This window comes from Sedimentibacter sp. zth1, assembly GCF_017352195.1.
Classification (GTDB): Bacteria; Bacillota; Clostridia; order Tissierellales; family Sedimentibacteraceae; genus UBA1535.
In genome coordinates, this window is the sequence record NZ_CP071445.1 from 2,482,044 (window position 1) to 2,501,969 (window position 19,926).

General features: G+C 29.1%; 15 protein-coding genes and 1 tRNA gene. 11 read left to right on the plus strand and 5 right to left on the minus strand.

Annotated elements, in window-relative coordinates; all coding sequences use genetic code 11:
- The first annotated feature begins 280 nt into the window (after positions 1 to 280).
- From JYG23_RS11875 to JYG23_RS11890, 4 genes are all read left to right on the plus strand, one after another.
- Positions 281 to 356, plus strand: a tRNA-Lys gene (locus JYG23_RS11875).
- 353 nt (positions 357 to 709) lie between these two features.
- Entirely contained in the window at positions 710 to 1,504 is a 795-nt protein-coding gene (locus JYG23_RS11880; RefSeq protein ID WP_207235884.1) for a Cof-type HAD-IIB family hydrolase, read from the plus strand.
- 290 nt (positions 1,505 to 1,794) lie between these two features.
- Positions 1,795 to 2,940: a ribose-phosphate pyrophosphokinase gene (locus JYG23_RS11885; protein ID WP_207235885.1), complete on the plus strand. Its 1,146-nt coding sequence runs from the start codon at positions 1,795 to 1,797 to the stop codon at positions 2,938 to 2,940.
- 451 nt (positions 2,941 to 3,391) lie between these two features.
- Positions 3,392 to 4,588: a pyridoxal phosphate-dependent aminotransferase gene (locus JYG23_RS11890; RefSeq protein WP_207235886.1), complete on the plus strand. Its 1,197-nt coding sequence runs from the start codon at positions 3,392 to 3,394 to the stop codon at positions 4,586 to 4,588.
- A gap of 136 nt (positions 4,589 to 4,724) precedes the next feature.
- On the opposite strand, the gene JYG23_RS11895 is transcribed toward JYG23_RS11890, so the two are convergent.
- On the minus strand, positions 4,725 to 5,171 hold the full coding sequence (locus tag JYG23_RS11895; RefSeq protein ID WP_207235887.1) for a MarR family winged helix-turn-helix transcriptional regulator: 447 nt from the start codon (positions 5,169 to 5,171) through the stop codon (positions 4,725 to 4,727).
- 127 nt (positions 5,172 to 5,298) lie between these two features.
- Between JYG23_RS11895 and JYG23_RS11900 the strand changes: the two genes are divergently transcribed.
- Complete coding sequence (locus JYG23_RS11900) at positions 5,299 to 6,666, plus strand: MATE family efflux transporter (RefSeq protein WP_207235888.1); 1,368 nt, start codon at positions 5,299 to 5,301, stop codon at positions 6,664 to 6,666.
- An 88-nt stretch (positions 6,667 to 6,754) separates the two neighbouring features.
- Here JYG23_RS11900 and JYG23_RS11905 read toward each other — a convergent pair whose 3' ends face one another.
- Entirely contained in the window at positions 6,755 to 9,160 is a 2,406-nt protein-coding gene (locus tag JYG23_RS11905; protein ID WP_207235889.1) for a transglutaminase-like domain-containing protein, read from the minus strand.
- Positions 9,161 to 9,318: 158 nt separating this feature from the next.
- Here JYG23_RS11905 and JYG23_RS11910 point away from each other — a divergent pair, with 158 nt between their 5' ends.
- The 3 genes from JYG23_RS11910 to nagA are packed head-to-tail and all read left to right on the plus strand — an operon-like array spanning position 9,319 to position 12,043.
- Positions 9,319 to 10,056: a copper homeostasis protein CutC gene (locus tag JYG23_RS11910; protein ID WP_207235890.1), complete on the plus strand. Its 738-nt coding sequence runs from the start codon at positions 9,319 to 9,321 to the stop codon at positions 10,054 to 10,056.
- On the plus strand, positions 10,057 to 10,947 hold the full coding sequence (locus tag JYG23_RS11915) for an ROK family protein (RefSeq protein ID WP_207235891.1): 891 nt from the start codon (positions 10,057 to 10,059) through the stop codon (positions 10,945 to 10,947). It begins immediately after the preceding gene.
- On the plus strand, positions 10,937 to 12,043 hold the full coding sequence (gene nagA / locus JYG23_RS11920) for an N-acetylglucosamine-6-phosphate deacetylase (protein WP_207235892.1): 1,107 nt from the start codon (positions 10,937 to 10,939) through the stop codon (positions 12,041 to 12,043). Before JYG23_RS11915 ends, nagA begins: the two co-directional genes overlap by 11 nt.
- Before the next feature lie 117 nt (positions 12,044 to 12,160).
- Here the strand turns inward: nagA and JYG23_RS11925 are convergent, their stop codons facing one another.
- The 3 genes from JYG23_RS11925 to JYG23_RS11935 form a co-directional block, all read right to left on the minus strand.
- Entirely contained in the window at positions 12,161 to 13,474 is a 1,314-nt protein-coding gene (locus tag JYG23_RS11925) for a hemolysin family protein (protein ID WP_242631569.1), read from the minus strand.
- Between the two features lie 194 nt (positions 13,475 to 13,668).
- Positions 13,669 to 15,018, minus strand: a complete 1,350-nt coding sequence (locus JYG23_RS11930) for an MATE family efflux transporter (protein WP_207235894.1) — start codon at positions 15,016 to 15,018, stop codon at positions 13,669 to 13,671.
- Between the two features lie 79 nt (positions 15,019 to 15,097).
- Positions 15,098 to 16,111, minus strand: coding sequence for a M23 family metallopeptidase (locus tag JYG23_RS11935; protein ID WP_207235895.1), 1,014 nt, complete (start codon positions 16,109 to 16,111; stop codon positions 15,098 to 15,100).
- Positions 16,112 to 16,291: 180 nt separating this feature from the next.
- Here JYG23_RS11935 and JYG23_RS11940 point away from each other — a divergent pair, with 180 nt between their 5' ends.
- The 3 genes from JYG23_RS11940 to JYG23_RS11950 are packed head-to-tail and all read left to right on the plus strand — an operon-like array spanning position 16,292 to position 19,924.
- Positions 16,292 to 17,323, plus strand: a complete 1,032-nt coding sequence (locus JYG23_RS11940) for a rod shape-determining protein (RefSeq protein WP_207235896.1) — start codon at positions 16,292 to 16,294, stop codon at positions 17,321 to 17,323.
- Between the two features lie 17 nt (positions 17,324 to 17,340).
- On the plus strand, positions 17,341 to 18,204 hold the full coding sequence (gene galU, locus JYG23_RS11945; protein WP_207235897.1) for a UTP--glucose-1-phosphate uridylyltransferase GalU: 864 nt from the start codon (positions 17,341 to 17,343) through the stop codon (positions 18,202 to 18,204).
- 10 nt (positions 18,205 to 18,214) lie between these two features.
- Positions 18,215 to 19,924: a phospho-sugar mutase gene (locus JYG23_RS11950; RefSeq protein WP_207235898.1), complete on the plus strand. Its 1,710-nt coding sequence runs from the start codon at positions 18,215 to 18,217 to the stop codon at positions 19,922 to 19,924.
- The last annotated feature ends 2 nt before the right edge of the window (positions 19,925 to 19,926 follow it).

The following is a 19,926-nucleotide window of genomic DNA, read 5'->3' on the forward strand; positions in this document are numbered from 1 at the left end:
TTGGAATTCTAACTATATATAAGCGTATACAATAAATCAGCTTATTATTAAAGGTAGAAGTATGCAAAGTTATAATAAATTAAATAAAAATAGGTAATTACCTAAAAATATAAGCAAACAAATATTTAGCTGTGGTAAAAAAATAATAGTATATATAAAAAACAAAAGACATTATATTAATATTATAAATTGTACTTATAATATTAAAAAAATTGTTGACAACTATAATAGTTTGTAGTATTATATAAAAGTCGTAAAAATGACCCACCAAAATAAACATGGTCCATTAGCTCAGCCGGCAGAGCACCTGACTTTTAATCAGGGTGTCCCGCGTTCGAATCGCGGATGGATCACCAAGCAAACAACATTTGACGCTCTATGTGACGTTGATTGTTGTTTTTTTTTATGACACTAACCCCGTTTTTGAAAAAAACGGCTGGTAGGTCAGATGCAGCGTTACCAAAGGAGAATAATTTTTCATATTAAAAACAAGCTAAACCTTTCGACAATTGTAGTTTCACTCAGAAAAGTAAAAGTGCAAACTCGCTAACGCTCAGACAAGCACTTAAAACACTTTTCTAAGTTCAACCAATTGAAGCGAATGGAACGTTAATGGTTTTTAATATTAGAAAAATCATTCTTTTGTATAAAAATGAAGCGAACAAGTAAATTTGTGTAAAAGTCGCATAATCAAACTTTGGAGGTAAAAATGTACAAGCTAATAGCAGTTGATTTAGATGATACTTTATTAAAAGATGATTTGACAATAAGTGATAATAATAAGAAGGCAATAAAAAAAGCAATAGATAAGGGTGTGATTTTTACTTTAGCAACTGGTAGAGTAACAAAATCAGCAGTAAATATTGCTAAAGAACTGAATTTACAGGTACCGATAATTACTTTTCAAGGAGCAACAATACATAATCATATGACTTCTAAAAATATTATTGAAGAGTATTTAATGGTAGAAGATGTATATAAAATTATTGATTTTGCACAATTAAATAATATTCATTGTAATTTATATGACAATAGCTGTATATATGTTGCAAAAGAAAATAAATGGTCGGATTATTACAGAACACTATCAAAAGGTTCTAATTTGAAGGCTGTTGGTAATCTTTTGGATTCAGGCTTGAAGTCAACACCTAAAATGATATTGATAGATGAAGTTGAAAACATAGAAAAAATAAGACATGAGGTTGAAAAGTTAAATATAGAAAATATAAACATATTTACATCTAAACCAAATTTTTTGGAAATAACATTAGCAAATGCTTCTAAGGGACATGCTTTAGAAAGATATGCAAAAATGTTTAACATAAAAAAAGAAGAAGTCATTGCAATAGGTGATAGCTTTAATGATTTAACAATGATTGGGTATGCAGGTCTTGGGGTATGTATGGAAAACGGTAAAGAAGATATAAAGGACATTTCTGATTATATAACTTTAAGCAATGAAAATGATGGAGTTGCAAATGTTATAGAAAAATTTATATTTTAAAAATATATTGAAGAAAATGTATAGTGCTGCTTTATATCGTAACTAACAATTATTATTATAAAAAACAAATATGAGATGATTTGACCGTATATTTATATTAATTTAAATAATTTAAATAATTTGTTGTTTTTTGTATTGTAAAATGTTAAATTATTGTGTAGAATTATTGTGTAAAATTATTGTGGTAAATTTATGAATATTAATTATAAATTTAGTTAAAATGAATTTGTTACTATAATGAAAAAATCTATTTAAAAAATAGTAAAAATAAATAAAATATGGAGGAGTATATGTTAAAAGAATATACTAATAAATATACACCTATAGCTGATTTGTCAATTATAGGAATGAACGGAGTTGAGGAAATAACTGATGCGATAGATCGTTATTTATTAAATTGGCGTTCAGAAGAGGCTAAATCAAGAAATATAGACACATTTAAAATTAAAACTAAGTGTCCTAGATTTGGAACTGGCGAAGGAAAAGGTATTATATTTGAATCTGTAAGAGGAAATGACATCTTTATTATATCAGATGTTTTCAACTATGGTGTTACATACAAAATGTATGGTAAAGAAACTATGATGAGTCCGGACGATCATTTCCAAGATCTTAAAAGAATTATTGCTGCTATTGGTGGTAAAGCTAGGAGAATTACAGTTATAATGCCAATGCTTTATGAAGGAAGACAGCATGGTAGACAAATGAGAGAATCGCTTGATTGTTCTTTAGCATTACAAGAATTAGTTCATATGGGAGTAGAAAATATTATTTCTTTTGACGTACATGATCCTAAAATACAAAATGCAATACCATTAAGTGGATTTGAAAATTTCCATCCAACATATCAAATGATTAAGTCTTTTGTTAGTACAGAAAAAGATTTTGAAAGTATCAAAGATAACTTAATTATAGTATCTCCTGATGCTGGCGGGATGGGTAGATGTATATATTATTCTTCTGTTATGGGTGTTGATTTAGGTATGTTTTATAAAAGAAGAGATTATACAAGAGTAGTAAAAGGTAAAAATCCTGTTTTGAGCCACGAATTTTTAGGAACAGACTTAAAAGATAAAAATGTTATAATTATAGATGATATGATTTCTTCAGGTGATTCAATGATTGATGCTGCTACAAAGCTTAAAGAAAGAGGCGCAAAGAAAGTATTTGTGTTTGCAGCATTTGGCTTATTCAATGAGGGACTTGATAGATTTGATAAAGCTCAAAAGGACGGTATAATAGAAAGAGTTTATACTACAAATTTAATTTATAGAACACCGGAATTAAAAACACGTTCTTGGTATCATGAAGTTGATATGTCTAAATATGTTGCAAGTATCATAGATGTATTAAATTCGGATAAATCATTAAGTGAGTTATTAGATCCAGTACAAAAAATAAAAGCTATTTTATCAAACAGTGTAGACGAAGATTAATATTAATTAAAAATAAAATAATACATTTTAATGTGCTCTTTTTATAGTTTATAGTTTTAAAATCAGGCTATTATTATAAAAAGAGCTTTTTAAAATTTCAAAATTCGAATGGATGAATTATGAATATAAATATAATAAATTTAAAATACATAATTTAATTGAAATAATTATGATTTAAATAAATTTAGTATTATTAAAATTATTTTTTGATAAAATATAAATTATATATATAATTTAGCCTTATAAAGATAATTGAATCAGCCATATCACCGTTTTTTATTATATAAAAACACAAATGGAAAAAATTACACAAAGTTATTGAAGTGGTCTTATTTATTGAAAATACATCTTGAAAAAATACAATAAAGATGTATAATAAATAAGGATTCAATTTATAATAAAAATAGAATAATAATGTATTATAATATTAATTTAAGGAAGGTATTAAAAAATGAAATACTCAAACAGAATTAATGAAATGCAATTATCCCCAATAAGAAAGTTAGTTCCGATTGCAGAGTCAGCAAAAAAACAAGGCAAGAAGGTATATCATCTAAATATAGGTCAACCTGATATAGAAACTCCAAAAGAGTTTTTTGAAGCAATAAAAAATTATGACCAAAAAGTTTTGGCATATGCTTTTTCACAAGGTTTACCAGTCTTGATAGATAGCTTCATAAAATATTATAAATCATTTGGTGTTGAGTATGATAAGGATGAAATACTAATTACAAATGGTGGTAGTGAAGCAATTCAATTTACATTAGTAGCTACATGTGATAACGGGGATGAAATATTGGTACCAGAGCCATTCTATACTAATTATAATAGTTTCGGCAAATACGCAGGAGTTAAAGTTGTTCCAATAACAACAAAAGCTGAGAACGGATTTAAACTTCCATCTAAGGAAGAAATCGTTTCAAAAATAACAAATAAAACAAAAGCTATAATGTTGTCTAATCCTGGAAATCCAACAGGTGCAATTTATTCCAAAGAACAAGTTGAAATGGTTAAGCAGATAGCTATTGAAAATAACTTGTATATTATAGCGGATGAAGTATATAGAGAGTTCGTTTATGATGGCATGGATTATGTAAGTTTTTCTCAGTTAGAAGGAATTGATGATAGATTAATTCTAACAGATAGTATATCAAAAAGATATAGTGCATGTGGTGCGAGAATTGGTTGTATAGTGTGCAAAAACAAAGAGTTAATGGGACAAATAATGAAGCTTTGTCAAGCAAGACTATGTGTTCCAACAATTGAACAGGTTGGAGCTGCAGCTTTAGTAGATGTATCACCTGAATATATGAAAAATGCAATTGCAGAATACCAACTAAGACGTGACGTCGTATATAGTGCACTTGAAAAAATGGATGGTGTAATATGTGAACAGCCTAAAGGAGCATTTTATATTATAGCTAAATTGCCTATTAAGAATGCTGAAAACTTTGTAAAATGGATGCTAACAGATTTTGATGTTGATGGTAAAACAGTTATGATGGCACCGGCGGAAGGCTTCTATGCTACTAAAGGATTAGGTGTAGATGAAGTTAGATTGTCATATGTACTTAAGAAGGAAGATTTAGAAGATGCAATGATGATATTGGCTAAAGGTCTTGAAACATATAGAAAGATAGAAAAATAATAAGTTTAAATTATTAATTAAAATAGATATTAGAGATGTTAAATACTAATTGGTAGTATTTGCATCTCTTTTTTTATATATTAGGAAATGTAGATTGCAAAGTATGGAACATCTCTGCTTTCAAAGTATAGAATATTTATTTAGTAAGCTCATTAACTGCGTTTTCTGCAAACTTGTCAATTACATATAAATACTTTTCAATATCCTCAGAAGATATTGATTTTGTAATTAGTCGAAAATAGTCATTTTGTGCTTTGTGAAGAATTTCAATTGTCGAATTTGCTTTATCTGTTATACTTAAATACTGAAATCTTCTATCTTTCTTGTTAGTTTTTATACATAATAGACCTTTGTTAATAAGTGGTTCAATAGCTTTTGATACACATGATTTTGATAAACCACGATGAATAACTATGTCCCTAGCAGTTTTGTATTGCGGATTATTGGCAATAAAAATTAATACATCAGCTTCTGGTTTCGATAAACCAGCATTTGCAGCAGCTTTTGTAAATACATTATTATAGAGGCTATTTAATTTACTAGTTGTAAAAGCGTGTTTTTTCATAAAATTTATGTTATCCATTATTTTCTCCTAAAATAAAAGTAGTTTACTATTCAACTGTTTCATTGTATACTATTATATAATTGAGAATTAAATATGTCAATTCTTATAAACAACATATAAAATTATAACATAAAGGAGAGCATAAATGTATCAAAATAAGACAGAATCATTGGGGAAAGAAAAAGTTGGAAAATTGTTATTTAACTTGGCACTTCCAGCAATAGTTGCACAGCTTATAAACTTACTTTACAATTTAGTTGACCGTATGTATATTGGTCATATAGCAGAGGTAGGAAAATTGGCATTAACTGGAACGGGCGTTTGCTTACCGTTAATTATGATTATTACAGCTTTTGCTTCGTTGGTTAGCATAGGTGGAGCATCAAGAGCATCTATTTTTCTTGGTAAAAATGATAAAGATAATGCTGAAAAAACATTGGGAAATTGTAGTTCCCTTCTTGTAATTATATCATTAATTTTAACATTTCTATTTATAATGTTTGCAGAGAAAATATTATTAGTATTTGGTGCAAGTGAAAATACAATAGAATATGCATTATCATATATGCGTATTTATAGTATTGGAACAATATTTGTTCAATTAACTCTTGGATTAAATGCGTTTATAACAGCACAGGGTTTTGCTAAAATGAGCATGTATACAGTTTTAATTGGAGCAATATGCAATATTATTTTAGATCCAATTCTAATATATGGTCTTAATATGGGAGTTTCGGGTGCTGCGTTAGCAACAATTACTTCCCAAGCTATATCAGCTATCTGGGTTATTAAGTTTTTAACAGGCAAAAAAACTAACTTAAGAATAAAAAAAGAGTATTTAAAGATATCGTCAAAAATAATATTGCCGTGTTTAACTCTTGGACTATCTCCATTTATTATGCAATCAACAGAAAGTTTAATTGCAGTATGCTTCAATCAGTCTCTTTTAAGGTATGGAGGGGATATTGCAGTAGGTGCTATGACAATATTAACAAGTGTAACGCAATTTTCAATGTTGCCGCTTATGGGCTTAACCCAAGGAGCACAGCCGATAACAAGTTACAATTTTGGTGCTAAAAATACTGATAGGGTTAAGAAAGCATTCAAACTGCTGTTAGTATCATCTATTGTTTATTCAACTACACTTTGGATTGGAATTATGCTAGCACCGCAAGTATTCGTAAAAATATTTAACAATGATCCAGTGTTAGTAGAATTTACAGTACATGCACTACGAGTATATATGGCTGTTTCATGTATATTTGGAATTCAAATTGCTTGCCAGCAAACATTTATTGCTATTGGTAATGCTAAAAGTTCAATTTTCCTAGCTTTGTTTAGAAAAATAATAGTATTGATACCACTAATTTATATTATGCCATTAATTATGGAGAATAAAACGACTGCAGTATTTATGGCAGAGCCATTTGCTGATTTTATTGCTGTTACAGTGACATCAATTTTGTTTATAATTCAGTTTAGAAAATCCTTGAAAAATATAAGTAGAAGCTAACGAGTTAACAAAATCTAATTAAAAAATACCAGCCTAAGTAACAATGAATTGTTACTAGTCTGGTATTTTTAATTATTAGTTCCTTTTTCTAGTTGTTATGTAAATTTACTGTTTCAAATATTTTTACGAGCATATCAACAGTGCCAACATTATAATTTGCAAATGAATATAGTGCTACATTGTCTTTAACTGCTGTTATAAATGGTAATCTTAAATCCCCAATACACATGTTATATCTAAATTCTTCCCATTCCTTATTGAAAATACTTTGGTTGTAACTTGCTAAGCCATTTTCTAAAACTTTTAGTATAGTTTCATTTTTATCATTACAGTTACTAAACAAAATTACTTTAATATCAAATTGTTTTAAACGTTGCTCATTTTCTAAAAGCTCATTCAAAAAATGTTCAGTAGGTTCAGATTCGTTTTCTATATAGGCAAGTATTGTTCTACTATTTGTTATGTCAAGATTTTTAGGAATAGGGACACTTTTAAGCTTCTGCTTTGTATTATTTATAGGTGAATTTAGACTTACATGATTGGTATCATTATGAGTCAGATTGATAAATTTGATACTACCAATATTTGAGCCATCTATTTGTCTAGCAGATTGCGAAACAGCATATAATCCGCTAGACAGTGAATAATTAGTTTCATAATTTGAAATTGTATCAAATTTAAGTTGACTAAAATACCCATCTTCTAGTTTGCAAATGGTAAAATTAACTCCATTTGTTAGCTGTTCAGCAGAAGTATTAGTGATAACTAAAGATGATTTACTTAAATTTTCTTGTATTATTTTTTTAAAATAATCACCATCAAAATATTCCATACTGCCATCACTTGAATTTAGCCTTGCTGGTATTCCCAAAGCCCTGCATATTTGTACAACATGAATAGGTAAACTATTCTTAGTGACAATATTATACTTTAATACAGCTTTTATATCCCCTATAAGTCCTACATAATTATAGCTATCCATAAATGTACATTTACTTATTAAGTAATTATATACTTGTATAGGTGAATTTATTTTCTTATCTTTAAAAAATGCTCTTATAAATGCTCTTTGAACATACAGTGGTTCGTTTCCTACTCTAAGAGGTAAAATATATTTTAAAAATATGTTGCTACTAAATTTGTCTTTATAGACATATGATAACGACATATCCATTAATACTTCATATGTAATATCTGTAAAGTCTTTTTGTGTTAATGTGTCTAAGATATTGTTTTTAATCTGTGTAGTTAAACTAGTACAGTTTAAAAATTTTTCTAGTTCTTCACTGTTTAATTGTGCTAGATTTATGTATTTATTAGTGCTATGATTTGACGAATTATGCAAAGATTCTCTTTTTAAAAGCAAATTTTTGAGCCTTTTTATGTGATTATCTGATACTATATCATTTACGCTAGAGAATGTTCCTTCAAATGGAATCAGGTTAAATTCAAGTGAATTAGGACATTTTGATAAATCCAATATTAATTCTATATCATTTTCATTTAATGCTTTTATATCATATTTGTTTTTAACTGATGAAAAGAATAAATACTCTCCCATGCCTACTTCAAATTCGACAATTCCTTTATCATTTGCTGTCTTTTCTAGTATCAATGATGGTATGCAATAGTTTATGGTATACATACCAACTTTAGCGTATGAAGCAACATTAGTGCCGTCAAGAACTTTAATTGTTACCTTTTTTGTATGTATATATATATCAGTTGACGTTTTAGTAGTGAAAATATGATTTTCATCTGAGTTTAAACTACAATTATTAAAGCCAAAAACCCTATGTCTTATTATTCCAGCACGAGAAGCTGCATTGTTGAACCATCCTATGTTTAGTTTTTCCTCTGGCTCGCATGCTCCTAAAAATTCCCACTTGTTGCCTGTAAAAATTTCAACCCATGCGTGATTATCATCGCAATGAGCCCAAAATGGACTATAACATTGTCTTGACGGAATGCCAATACTTCTAAGAGCACTAACTAACAATACACTTTCTTCACCACAACGACCAAATCCGGATTTAATAGTTGTCAATGCATTTTGAGTTCTATCATCTGCTTGATGATATGTAGCCTTTGAGTAACACCAATAATTAGTATTTATAGCTGTATTAACTATGCTCTTTTCATCAATTTCATTTTCAAGTTCTTTATAAAGTAAGGGACTATATAATTTGAAATCTTCATCATTTATACGATAAGGTAGTATATAATCAAAAATTATGTTTAGTGGCAAACTTTTACAATATTCTATACTATTTACAACATTATAGATATGATTTACATGAGATACTAAATCTTTCAGATTGATAGATATTATAGCAGTAGCCGACATTTGAGTTATTGCCTTTTTATAATAAAATTGCAATTCTGGCACAAGATTATCGACAATTTCTAATATATCATTTTTTCTTTTTTCAAACATTGAAATATAATTTATAAAATTTTGATCTGTTACATCAATTATTTTATCTTGTATCATATAGTTCTCCTTAATATTTTAATACTTATTATACACCTTTGGATAAATATGTCAACTAAAAATATTTTATACTATTTATTGTTGCATTTGGATGTTATAATATTTACGTTACAATTAAATAAAAAGATTATACATATAAGTTATACTGGGAGGAAAAAATGAAAATTGAGGTTTGCTGTGGCTCGTATATTGATGCTCTGGAGGCTTATAAAGGTGGAGCAGATAGAGTTGAGCTATGTTCTGACTTGTTCTTTGGTGGATTAACACCATCATTAGGAGCTTTTTTGATGACAAGAGAAAACACTAAACTGGAAATAGCTGTTATGATTAGACCACGTGAAGGTGGGTTTTGCTACAACGATGATGAGTTTGAGTTAATGCTACGAGATGCAGAAATATTTATACAAAATGGTGCTGATGCAATAGTTTTTGGATTTTTGAAAGAGGATAAAACTATAGACTATGATAAGTGTGAAAAGTTTTGTAGTGTAGTAAATGGTAGATGTAAAACAGTATTTCATAAAGCATTTGATGTTTCAAAATCACCACTTATAGAATCAGCAATAAAACTTAAACAAATAGGTATAACAAGAATTTTGACAGCAGGCAAAGAGAAAACTGCTTTAGAGGGCTCAAATAATATAAAAAAAATAATCGAGATAGGTGGAATAGAAATTTTACCCGCTGGAAATATTAGAATACATAATATAAAAGAACTACATGATAAAATTAATTGTACTTGGGTTCACACCTCAGCTTTTGAAAAATCTATAGATTATTCAGCAAATCATGATAGTATACATTTTACAAGTACAACCCTACCATTGCAAGGAGAATATAAAAAGGCAAATTCAAAGATTATTAAAGAGATTGTTGAATATGGGGGAAATTTGTAGATGAAAGTATTAACATTCGATATAGGTGGAACTTTAATTAAGTTTGCAGTATATGATAAAGAAAAAGGTTTGATAGATTTCAAGGAATTTGAATATCCTAAAAAGGGTAGAGATGGCATTTTAGAGATTATTTCAAGTCAAGCAGATATATATGAGTTTGATTGCATTGGAATTTGTACAGCAGGTTTAGTTGATGAAAAAAAGGGTAGTATTATATTTAGTAGCAGTGCTATATGCGATTATACAGGTACTAAATTAAAAGAAATATTTGAAGAAAAGTATAAAAAACCTGTATGGGTTACAAATGATGTAAATGCTGCAGCACTTTGCGAAGCGCACTTTGGAGCTGGTAGAGGATACAATGATTTCATATGTCTGACTTATGGAACAGGAGTTGGAGGAGCAATAGTTATAAACAAACAAGTTTATACTGGTAGCAATGGCCTAGCAGGAGAAATAGGGCACATAGTAACTCATCCAAATGGGAAAAAATGTGCATGTGGTGCATATGGTTGTTACAATGAGCATGCTTGTACAAGGACTTTGGTTGAAAGTTGTATGAAGATAAATATAAATTATGACAATGGTAAAAAAGTTTTTGAAGCTTTCAACAATGGTAATTCACAAGTCAAGAAAGAAATTGACGAGTGGATAGATGAGGTAGTTTATGGTTTGATAACCGTAACACACATTTTTAATCCTCCAGCAATAATTCTTGGCGGTGGGATAATGAAGGAAGAATATATAATAAATGAAATTAATACTAGGCTGAAAGAAAAAGTAATGCTTGGATATAGAAATGTTAAGGTAATTAGTGCCTCGTTTGCTAATAAGGCAGGCTTGATGGGAGCAGTACAATTTGCTTTGGAGAGAGTAGAAAATGATATTTAAGAATGGAATAGTTTTTTCAAGAGAAGGATTTAACGCAATTGATTTTGAGATTAAAAATGGTGTAATATCAAAGTTAGAACACGATATAGATGTTAAGGACTATATAGATTTAGAGGATAAACTTGTAATACCAGGTCTTGTTGATATACATACACATGGATGTATCGGGTATGATTTTGGTGATGCTACTAAAGAGCAAATGCAACAAATGGCAAGTTGGTATATAAAAAATGGAACAACGAGTCTTTTACCAACCATTGTTACATTAGATAAGACATTATATAAACAACAAATAGTTAATATTGTTGACAATTACAGTGAAAAATCACCTTTTATGGGGATAAACTTAGAAGGACCATTCATAAGTAAAATAAAAAAGGGATCTCACAATGAAAAAAATATAATTGAAATCGATATGCAATTAGTGGAGAATTTGTGGCAAGATTCTCAAGATTCCATAAAGTTAATGACAGTAGCACCTGAAAAAAGCAATTTTGATAAGCTAATGGAGTATTCAAAAGATAAATTCAAGCTATCATTGGGACATACAGCTTGTGATTTGCAAACTGCTAAAAATGCCATAGAAATTGGAGCAACTCATATTACACATATATTTAATGCTATGAACCAAATGCATCATAGAGAGCCATCATTGGTTGGAGCAGCTCTGAAATATCCAATTACAAAAGAACTAATATGTGATGGGCTCCACATTGATGATGTAATTCTTGAAATGATGTTTAAAAACTATAGTGAAGAATTAGTTATAATATCAGATTCATTAGCATCATGTGGGCTTGGTGATGGTAACTATAGTCTAGGAAAGTTGGATGTAGTGGTTAAAGAAAATAAAGCTACTCTTAGAGATGGTACTATTGCTGGATCGAATAATACTATGTTTGATAATATAAAGCATTTAGTTGACATAGGAATAAATATAAGAGATGCAATCAATAGTGCTACCATTTTACCAGCAAAAGCTGTTGGTATTGATGATAAAGTAGGAATTTTAGATATAGGCTATAGAGCTGATTTTTTAATATGTAACAAAAACTTTAAATTGTTAGAAGTATATAAAAATGGAGAAAAACAATAAAAATATAAGCAAGTTGCTACACAACTCCGATAGGAGTAGAACTTTCTTAGTATATAAAAAAATAACTACATCTTTTCAAATAGAATCGCTAAATGAAAAGACGTAGTTTAATGTATTTTAATCTTCTTTATTTTTTTTAACTTTTTTATCTACGTTCTCATCATTCTCGTTATTTTCATCTTCTATAATTTTATTAACGAGTGCTTGAACTTTTGTGATTCTATGTTCTTCAACACTTAAAACTTTAAAATCTACATTTTCAACTGATATAACTGGATGTTCATTATCATTAGGTATTCTACCTAATACGCCTGTTATGTATCCGCTTATAGTGTCATAATCATATTCCTCTTCATCAGGGAATGTGATATTAAATAATCTTTCTATTTTGTCTAGAGCAAACATACCATCAATTTTATATAAATTATCAGAAATTAATGTAATCTCTTCTTCTTCATCGTCATATTCATCTTGAATATTGCCAACTATAGATTCAAGTAAATCTTCCATAGTTACTATACCAGATGTTCCACCATATTCATCAACGATGATAGCCATTTGTATTTTAGTTTTTTGAAACTCTTGAAATAAATCTTTGCAACGGTTAGTTTCAGGAATATATAGTGCGGAACGCATGTAATCAGAAACTTTAAAATTTTCAACCGAGCTTTCTAATACAAGATTTAGTAAATCCTTAACATACAAAATACCAACGATGTTGTCTAAGTCATCATCAAAAACTGGTATTCTAGAATATCCTTCGCTTTGTGCTACATTGATTATTTCGCTTAGCGGTGTATTAATTTCTAAAGCAGTTATTTCTGTTCTATGTGTCATAATTTCGTCTACAATTCTATCATCAAAATCGAAGACATTATGTATCATATCTTTTTCACTTTGTTCGATAGCACCATTCTCATTACCCGCATCAATCATCATACGGATTTCTTCTTCAGTTACATCCCCATTCTTTTCGTTAGGGTCCATTCCCAATAATCGTAAAACACCATTAGTTGATGCTGATAACAAAGCTACCATTGGTCTTTCAAATTTGTATATGATAGAAAGTGCTTTAGCAGATTTGAAAGAAATGCGTTCATAGTTTTTAAGTGCAAGTCTCTTTGGTACAAGTTCTCCTAAAACCAATGTGAAATACGATAGTATAATAGTAATTACGATAAGTGAAATCGTTTTTAGTAAAGTTGCATTAATATTATAATCTCTAAAGAAATATATAATATGTTCTACAAAAGTATCTGCAGCTATAGCTGATGCTAGAAATCCTGAAATTGTAACTCCAACCTGTATAGTTGCTAAAAATTTTGATGGTTCAATTACCATGTTCAATAAAAGCTTAGCTCTTTTATCTCCAGAGGTTGCCATCTTTTTAATTTTGCTATCATTTAATGAAATTACTGCTATTTCGCACATTGCGAAAAATGCATTTGTAAAAATAAGAAAGAGTAGTAGGATAATATAGACCCATATCCCGTCCGGTTCCATAGTTTTAAATCTCCTTTGTTTTAAAGATTATACGAAAAAAAAACATTGTACAAAAAATAGTATATTATGTAAAATTATCTTTGTCAAGCAAATATAATTTTAGCAGCTAATTGTAGGTATATTTAAATAGTTTTTATAGTTTTATTATAAAGCATGAAAAATAACCAAATACTAACTACCAATGCTACTATCTCCGAAATAGGGAAAGCATACCATACATAGTTAATACCTAACTTTGACAAAAAAAATGCGGATGGTAAAATTATAACTAGCTGTCTTAGTATTGAAATGTATAAGCTTTTTCTTCCATGTCCAACAGCCTGAAAAAATGTAGAAAATACAATTCCACCTGCGGCACAAATAAAACATATAGAGATAATTCTCAAAGCTGGTATACCTATTTCTAGTATTTCATTTGTCGCATTAAACAACATCAATAGTTTATTTGGTATGCTCATAAACAAAATAGTTCCAAAAAGCATAATAATAGAAGCAATTGCAATTCCAATTTTTAAAGCTGAAATAAGCCTATTTTTGTTTTTTGCACCGAAATTGTATCCCATAATAGGCATAACACCTTGTGTTAATCCAAATACTGGCATAAATATAAACGATTGTAATTTATAGTAAACACCTAAAACATCTACTGCTGCATCTGAAAATGCAATTAATATAGAATTAAGTCCTATAACAAGTAGTGAAGCTATTGCTTGCATAATCATTGATGGAAAACCAACGGCATATATATCTTTTATAGTTTTAATGTTAAATTTAAAATTTCTAAAAGATATTTTAACTTCATGTTTCTTTTTCAAAACGATATATAGAGAAAAAATCATAGCTATAATTTGTCCTGTAATAGTAGCAATTGCAGCGCCTTTGATTCCTAATTTGGGGAATCCAAATAAGCCAAAAATCATAATAGGGTCTAAAATTATATTTGTGATAGCTCCTGTTAACTGAAATAGCATCGGATAAATCATATTGCCAGTAGCTTGTAAAGTTTTTTCAAGATTTATTTGCACAAATGAACCAATTGAAAAAGTTGTTATTATAATTATATAGTTATATCCCATATCTACAATGGTTTTATCATCTGTGAATGAAGTGAAAAATAATTTAGTAAATAGTATTCCAAGTATAGCAAATATTAAACCATTAAATATACCTAATATAATTCCATGTGTAGCGGCACTATTAGCTTCATCTTGTTTCTTTTCCCCTAATCTTCTGGAAACCAAAGAATTTATACCTATACCTGTACCAACTGCAACCGCAATGATAAGTATTTGAATAGGAAAAGCTAGGGAAACTGCTGTAAGTGCATTTTCCCCAAGCTTAGCAACAAACATACTATCAACAATATTGTATAAAGATTGAATTAGCATAGAAAACATTGCGGGTAATGACATTGATATAATTAGTTTTAACATAGGTGTAGTACCCATTTTATTCTGCGAGTTGTTTTGCATTATTTTCTCCTTAGTTCGTAAAAAAACATTTGTATAATATATGTATTATAGCAAGAATATTAAAAAAATCAAGCAAATGTTAATATTTAATATCATAGACTCTATGGTATTCTTTAGTTTCTAGATTTTTAACAGTTTTAGATTTATTTCTATTAAGTAATCTAACTATATTATATACATTAATCCAAATTTCATTGTTGCTTTCTTTTTGGGATTCATCAAATATTAATTCTATACCAAAATGCAAGTGAGATTTAGTTATGTTATTGGTGTTTTCAGTATTGCTGTAACCAGTTCTACCCATGTAGCCGATAACATCACCAGCCTTAACGGTATCTCCCACTTTTAGTGCTTTTTTAAAAGGAAAGTTCTTTCTAAGATGTGCGTAGTAATAATATCTTTTGTTATCAAAGCTTCTTATTCCTATTCGCCACCCTCCATATCTGTTCCATCCCAAAGCTTCGATGATTCCTCCTTCAACTGCAATTATAGGTGTTCCAACCTGACCCATCAAATCATTACCAAGATGAACTCTCTTGTAGCCATATGTTCTAGAAACACCAAAATCATCATAATGCCAATACTCGTAACCTTTTGCAATTGGAGAAAAAGCAATAAGTCCATATTTCTTAACCCACTCGGTTTCTTCTTCAGTGTCTTTTTTTTGTTGCTCAATTTCATATTCTCCAACAAATCCATCAAGTACCGCAGTATAAGCTTCTAAATAATAATCGTAGTATTTCATGCCTTCAGTTAATTTTTCCATGGATTCTCCATCGGTCAATTTTTTTACAAGTTTATCTAAATGAGAACGTTTATATCTTTTATATTCACCGCCATACTTTGCGCCCAAATACGCAATTAATTCTATCCAATTAATTGGTTTTTCTGTATTATGAAATTTTATATCATATTTTAATGCACAATCTAAAAGAGAATATGGAACATTAAATTCGACATATTTTATGAATTTTTTTTCTGTTGTTGAAACTGAATAAATTTTATTGTTTTGATATATTAATATAGAAGAAATAGCTAAAGCTATAATTAATATTAATATTATTAAATTTCTTATTTTTATTTTTAATATCATAATACCACATACCACCCATAAGTTATAATAATATATGTTATGATTTCAGCTAGTAAAATATGTTGACAAAAAACAATTTGATATTTTTTTGTTTTTTTTGTATAATTAGTTAGTATGACTTTTAATAAAACGAAATTTAAAATTTTTATAAATACATTTAGATAAATTGGAGGAATAAATATGGGTATACGAGCAGATGTAGGCATAGATCTTGGCACAGCTAGTGTGTTAGTTTATATAAGAGGCAAAGGAATTGTTATGCAAGAACCTTCTGTTGTCGCAATAGACAAAAACACAAATAGAATTTTGGAAGTAGGAGAAGAAGCTAGAAAAATGCTTGGTAGAACTCCTGGCAATATAGTAGCTATAAGACCATTGAGAGATGGTGTTATTTCTGATTTTGACATAACAGAAAAAATGTTAAAGTATTTTATTAAAAAGGCTATAGGATCATCTTTTATTAGACCCAGAGTAATTATATGTGTTCCTAGTGGAGTTACAGAAGTTGAAAAAAGAGCGGTATTAGATGCAAGCAACAATGCAGGAGCAAAGAGAACTTTTTTGATAGAAGAGCCTGTTGCCGCAGCTATAGGAGCCGGACTTGATATTTCCAAACCTGCTGGACACATGATTATTGATATTGGTGGTGGAACTACAGATATTGCTGTAATTTCATTAGGGGGAATAGTTGTTAGCAAATCAATTAAAATAGCTGGAGATAAGTGCGATGAAGCTATAGTTAGATATATAAGAAAGAAATATAATGTTATGGTTGGAACTAGAAGTGCTGAAGATTTAAAAATTAGTATAGGTACAGCTTTTCCTGTAGAAGAAGAAAAGACTATGGAAGTTAGAGGTAGGAACTTAGTTACTGGTTTACCTAAAAACATAACAATTTCTTCATCTGATATGTTGGAAGCTATGGAAGAAACAGTTACGAGCATAGCTGATGCTGTTCATTCTGTATTTGAAAAAACTCCTCCTGAGTTAGCTTCAGATATAAGTGAAAGGGGTATAGTTATGACTGGTGGAGGATGTCTAATTGATGGATTAGATAAATTAATTGCAAAAAGAACTGGTGTTATCACACACATAGCTGATGATGCTGTTTCTTGTGTAGCAAAGGGAACCGGAAAATCTTTAGAAAATTTAGATTCATTAAGTGATTCATTATTAACAGATGATATAAGAAAAGATTATAGGCGAGTATAATAAAAGGATGTGTTTGTATGAATATAAAAAAAGCGGTAATACCTGCTGCTGGATTTGGCACTAGATTTTTGCCTGCAACAAAATCTGTTCCTAAGGAAATGATGCCAATAGTAGATAAACCGGCTATTCAGTATGTTATTGAGGAAGCTGTAGAGGCTGGAATAGAAGATATATTGATAATTACAAGTAGACATAAAAAATCCATAGAAGATTATTTTGATAACGAGGTAGAATTAGACATACTACTTGATTCAAAAAACAAACATGAAGTAGTAGAAAAACTAAAAGAGATAACGAATTTAGCTAATATACATTTTATTAGACAAAAAGAAGCTAAGGGCTTAGGTCATGCTATTTGGTTAGCCAAGACTTTTATTGGCAACGAACCATTCGCAGTAATCTTACCTGATGATTTGATTTACTCGGATACTCCTTGCTTAAAACAAATGATTGATCAATTTAATAAATATCAAAGTACAATACTTGGTGTTCAAAGAGTTGATGAAGATAAAGTTAATAAGTACGGAATTATTTCAGGAAAACAATTATCTGAAAAAATATTTGAGGTTGATAATCTTGTAGAAAAACCAAATGTAGAAAATGCTCCATCTAATGTTGCAATAGTTGGCAGATATATAATCACACCAGAAATTTTTGATATTCTAGAAAACTTACAGGTTGGTGTTGGTGGAGAAATACAACTAACAGATGGTTTGTTAAAGTTGTTGAAAAATCAAAGCTTATATGCATATTTGTTTGATGGTAAAAGATATGATACAGGCAATACAAAAGGATATCTTGAAGCTGTTGTCGATTATGCTTTAAAAAGAGAAGATATAAGAGAAGATTTTTTGATGAATTTAAAATCAGTTATAAAATAGAGGAAATATTATGAATTTTTTAGAACAGTTTAGATTATGGTTAGAAGGAAGCTTTGCTGACGATAAAATCAAAGAAGAATTACGACAAATTGAAGATAATACAAATGAAATAGAGGATAGGTTTTATAAAAACTTAGAGTTTGGTACTGCAGGGTTAAGAGGAGTTATAGGAGCAGGTACCAATAGAATGAATATACTTACGGTTGGAAGAGCAACACAGGGATTGGCAAATTATTTAATAAAAGAGTATATTAACGATATAAGCGTTGTAATTGCATATGACTCTAGATTAATGTCTAAAGAATTTGCTAAGACAGCAGCAGATGTACTAATTTCTAATGGTATAAAGGCTTATCTATTTGATGAAATTAAAAGCACACCACAATTATCTTATGCTGTTAGGTATTTAAAGTGTCAAGCTGGTATTGTAATTACAGCTAGTCATAATCCATGCCAGTATAATGGCTACAAAGTTTATAACAGTAACGGTGGACAAATAATTGAAAGTGAAGCTAATAAAATAACTGAAGAAATTGCAAATCTAAATTACGAGCAAATTAAATTTACACAAAATATTGATAATTCAAATATAATAACAGTAGACAAGGAAATTGATGATAGTTATATAAAACTTGTAAAAGAATTAAGTTTATGTAAAGATGTTGATAATAATATAAAAATAATATACACTCCATTGCATGGAACAGGAAATATTCCAGTAAGAAGAGTATTAGATGAAATAGGATATAAAAATGTTTTTGTTGTAAAAGAACAAGAAAAACCAGACTCAAAATTTAGCACAGTCAAATATCCTAATCCAGAAGATATTGATGCATTCAAACTTGGTATCAAATTAGCAAAAGAGAATGATGCTGATATTATACTTGCTACAGACCCTGATTGTGATAGAGTAGGCGTTGTCGTAAAAGATAATAATACACATGAATATTCTGCATTAACTGGTAATCAAGTTGGGGCACTTTTAGTTGATTATATATTAAAAATAAAAAGCTTAAACAATGAATTGCTTGATAATTCTATCATTATAAATTCAATTGTAACTAGTGATTTAGGATGTAAAATTGCAAAGAGTTATGATGTTCAAACGTGTAAAACTCTAACGGGGTTTAAGTATATAGCAGATAAAATAAATGAATTAGAATTAAGCAATCCAAATACCTTTATATTTGGATATGAAGAAAGCTATGGTTATTTATATGGTGATTTTGTTAGAGATAAGGATGCGGTTATTGCATCAATGCTAATTGCTGAAATGAGTGCCTACTATAAGAAGAGGGGTAAAACATTAATAGATGTTTTAAACAGTTTATACGAAAGACATGGAATCTTTATAGATGAAGTTGTATCATTTACTGTTGAAGGTGTATCTGGACATAATAAAATTTCTAAAATTATTGAATATTTTAGAGATAATAAGCCAAATATAATAAATGGTAATAGTATAACGAATCTATTTGATTATAAATTAGGTATACATTATGATTTGATAACAGGAGATTTTGATAAGTTACAATTGCCTAAATCAAATGTTTTGAAATTCTGTTTTGAGGATGAATCATGGTTTGTTATAAGGCCATCTGGTACTGAACCAAAAATAAAAGTATACTTTTCGTTGAATGGAAAATCTGAACAGGAAACAAGAGAAAGACTTAATAATGTAAAAACTGAAGTTTTCGCAATTATGAATTGCATAGTTTAGAG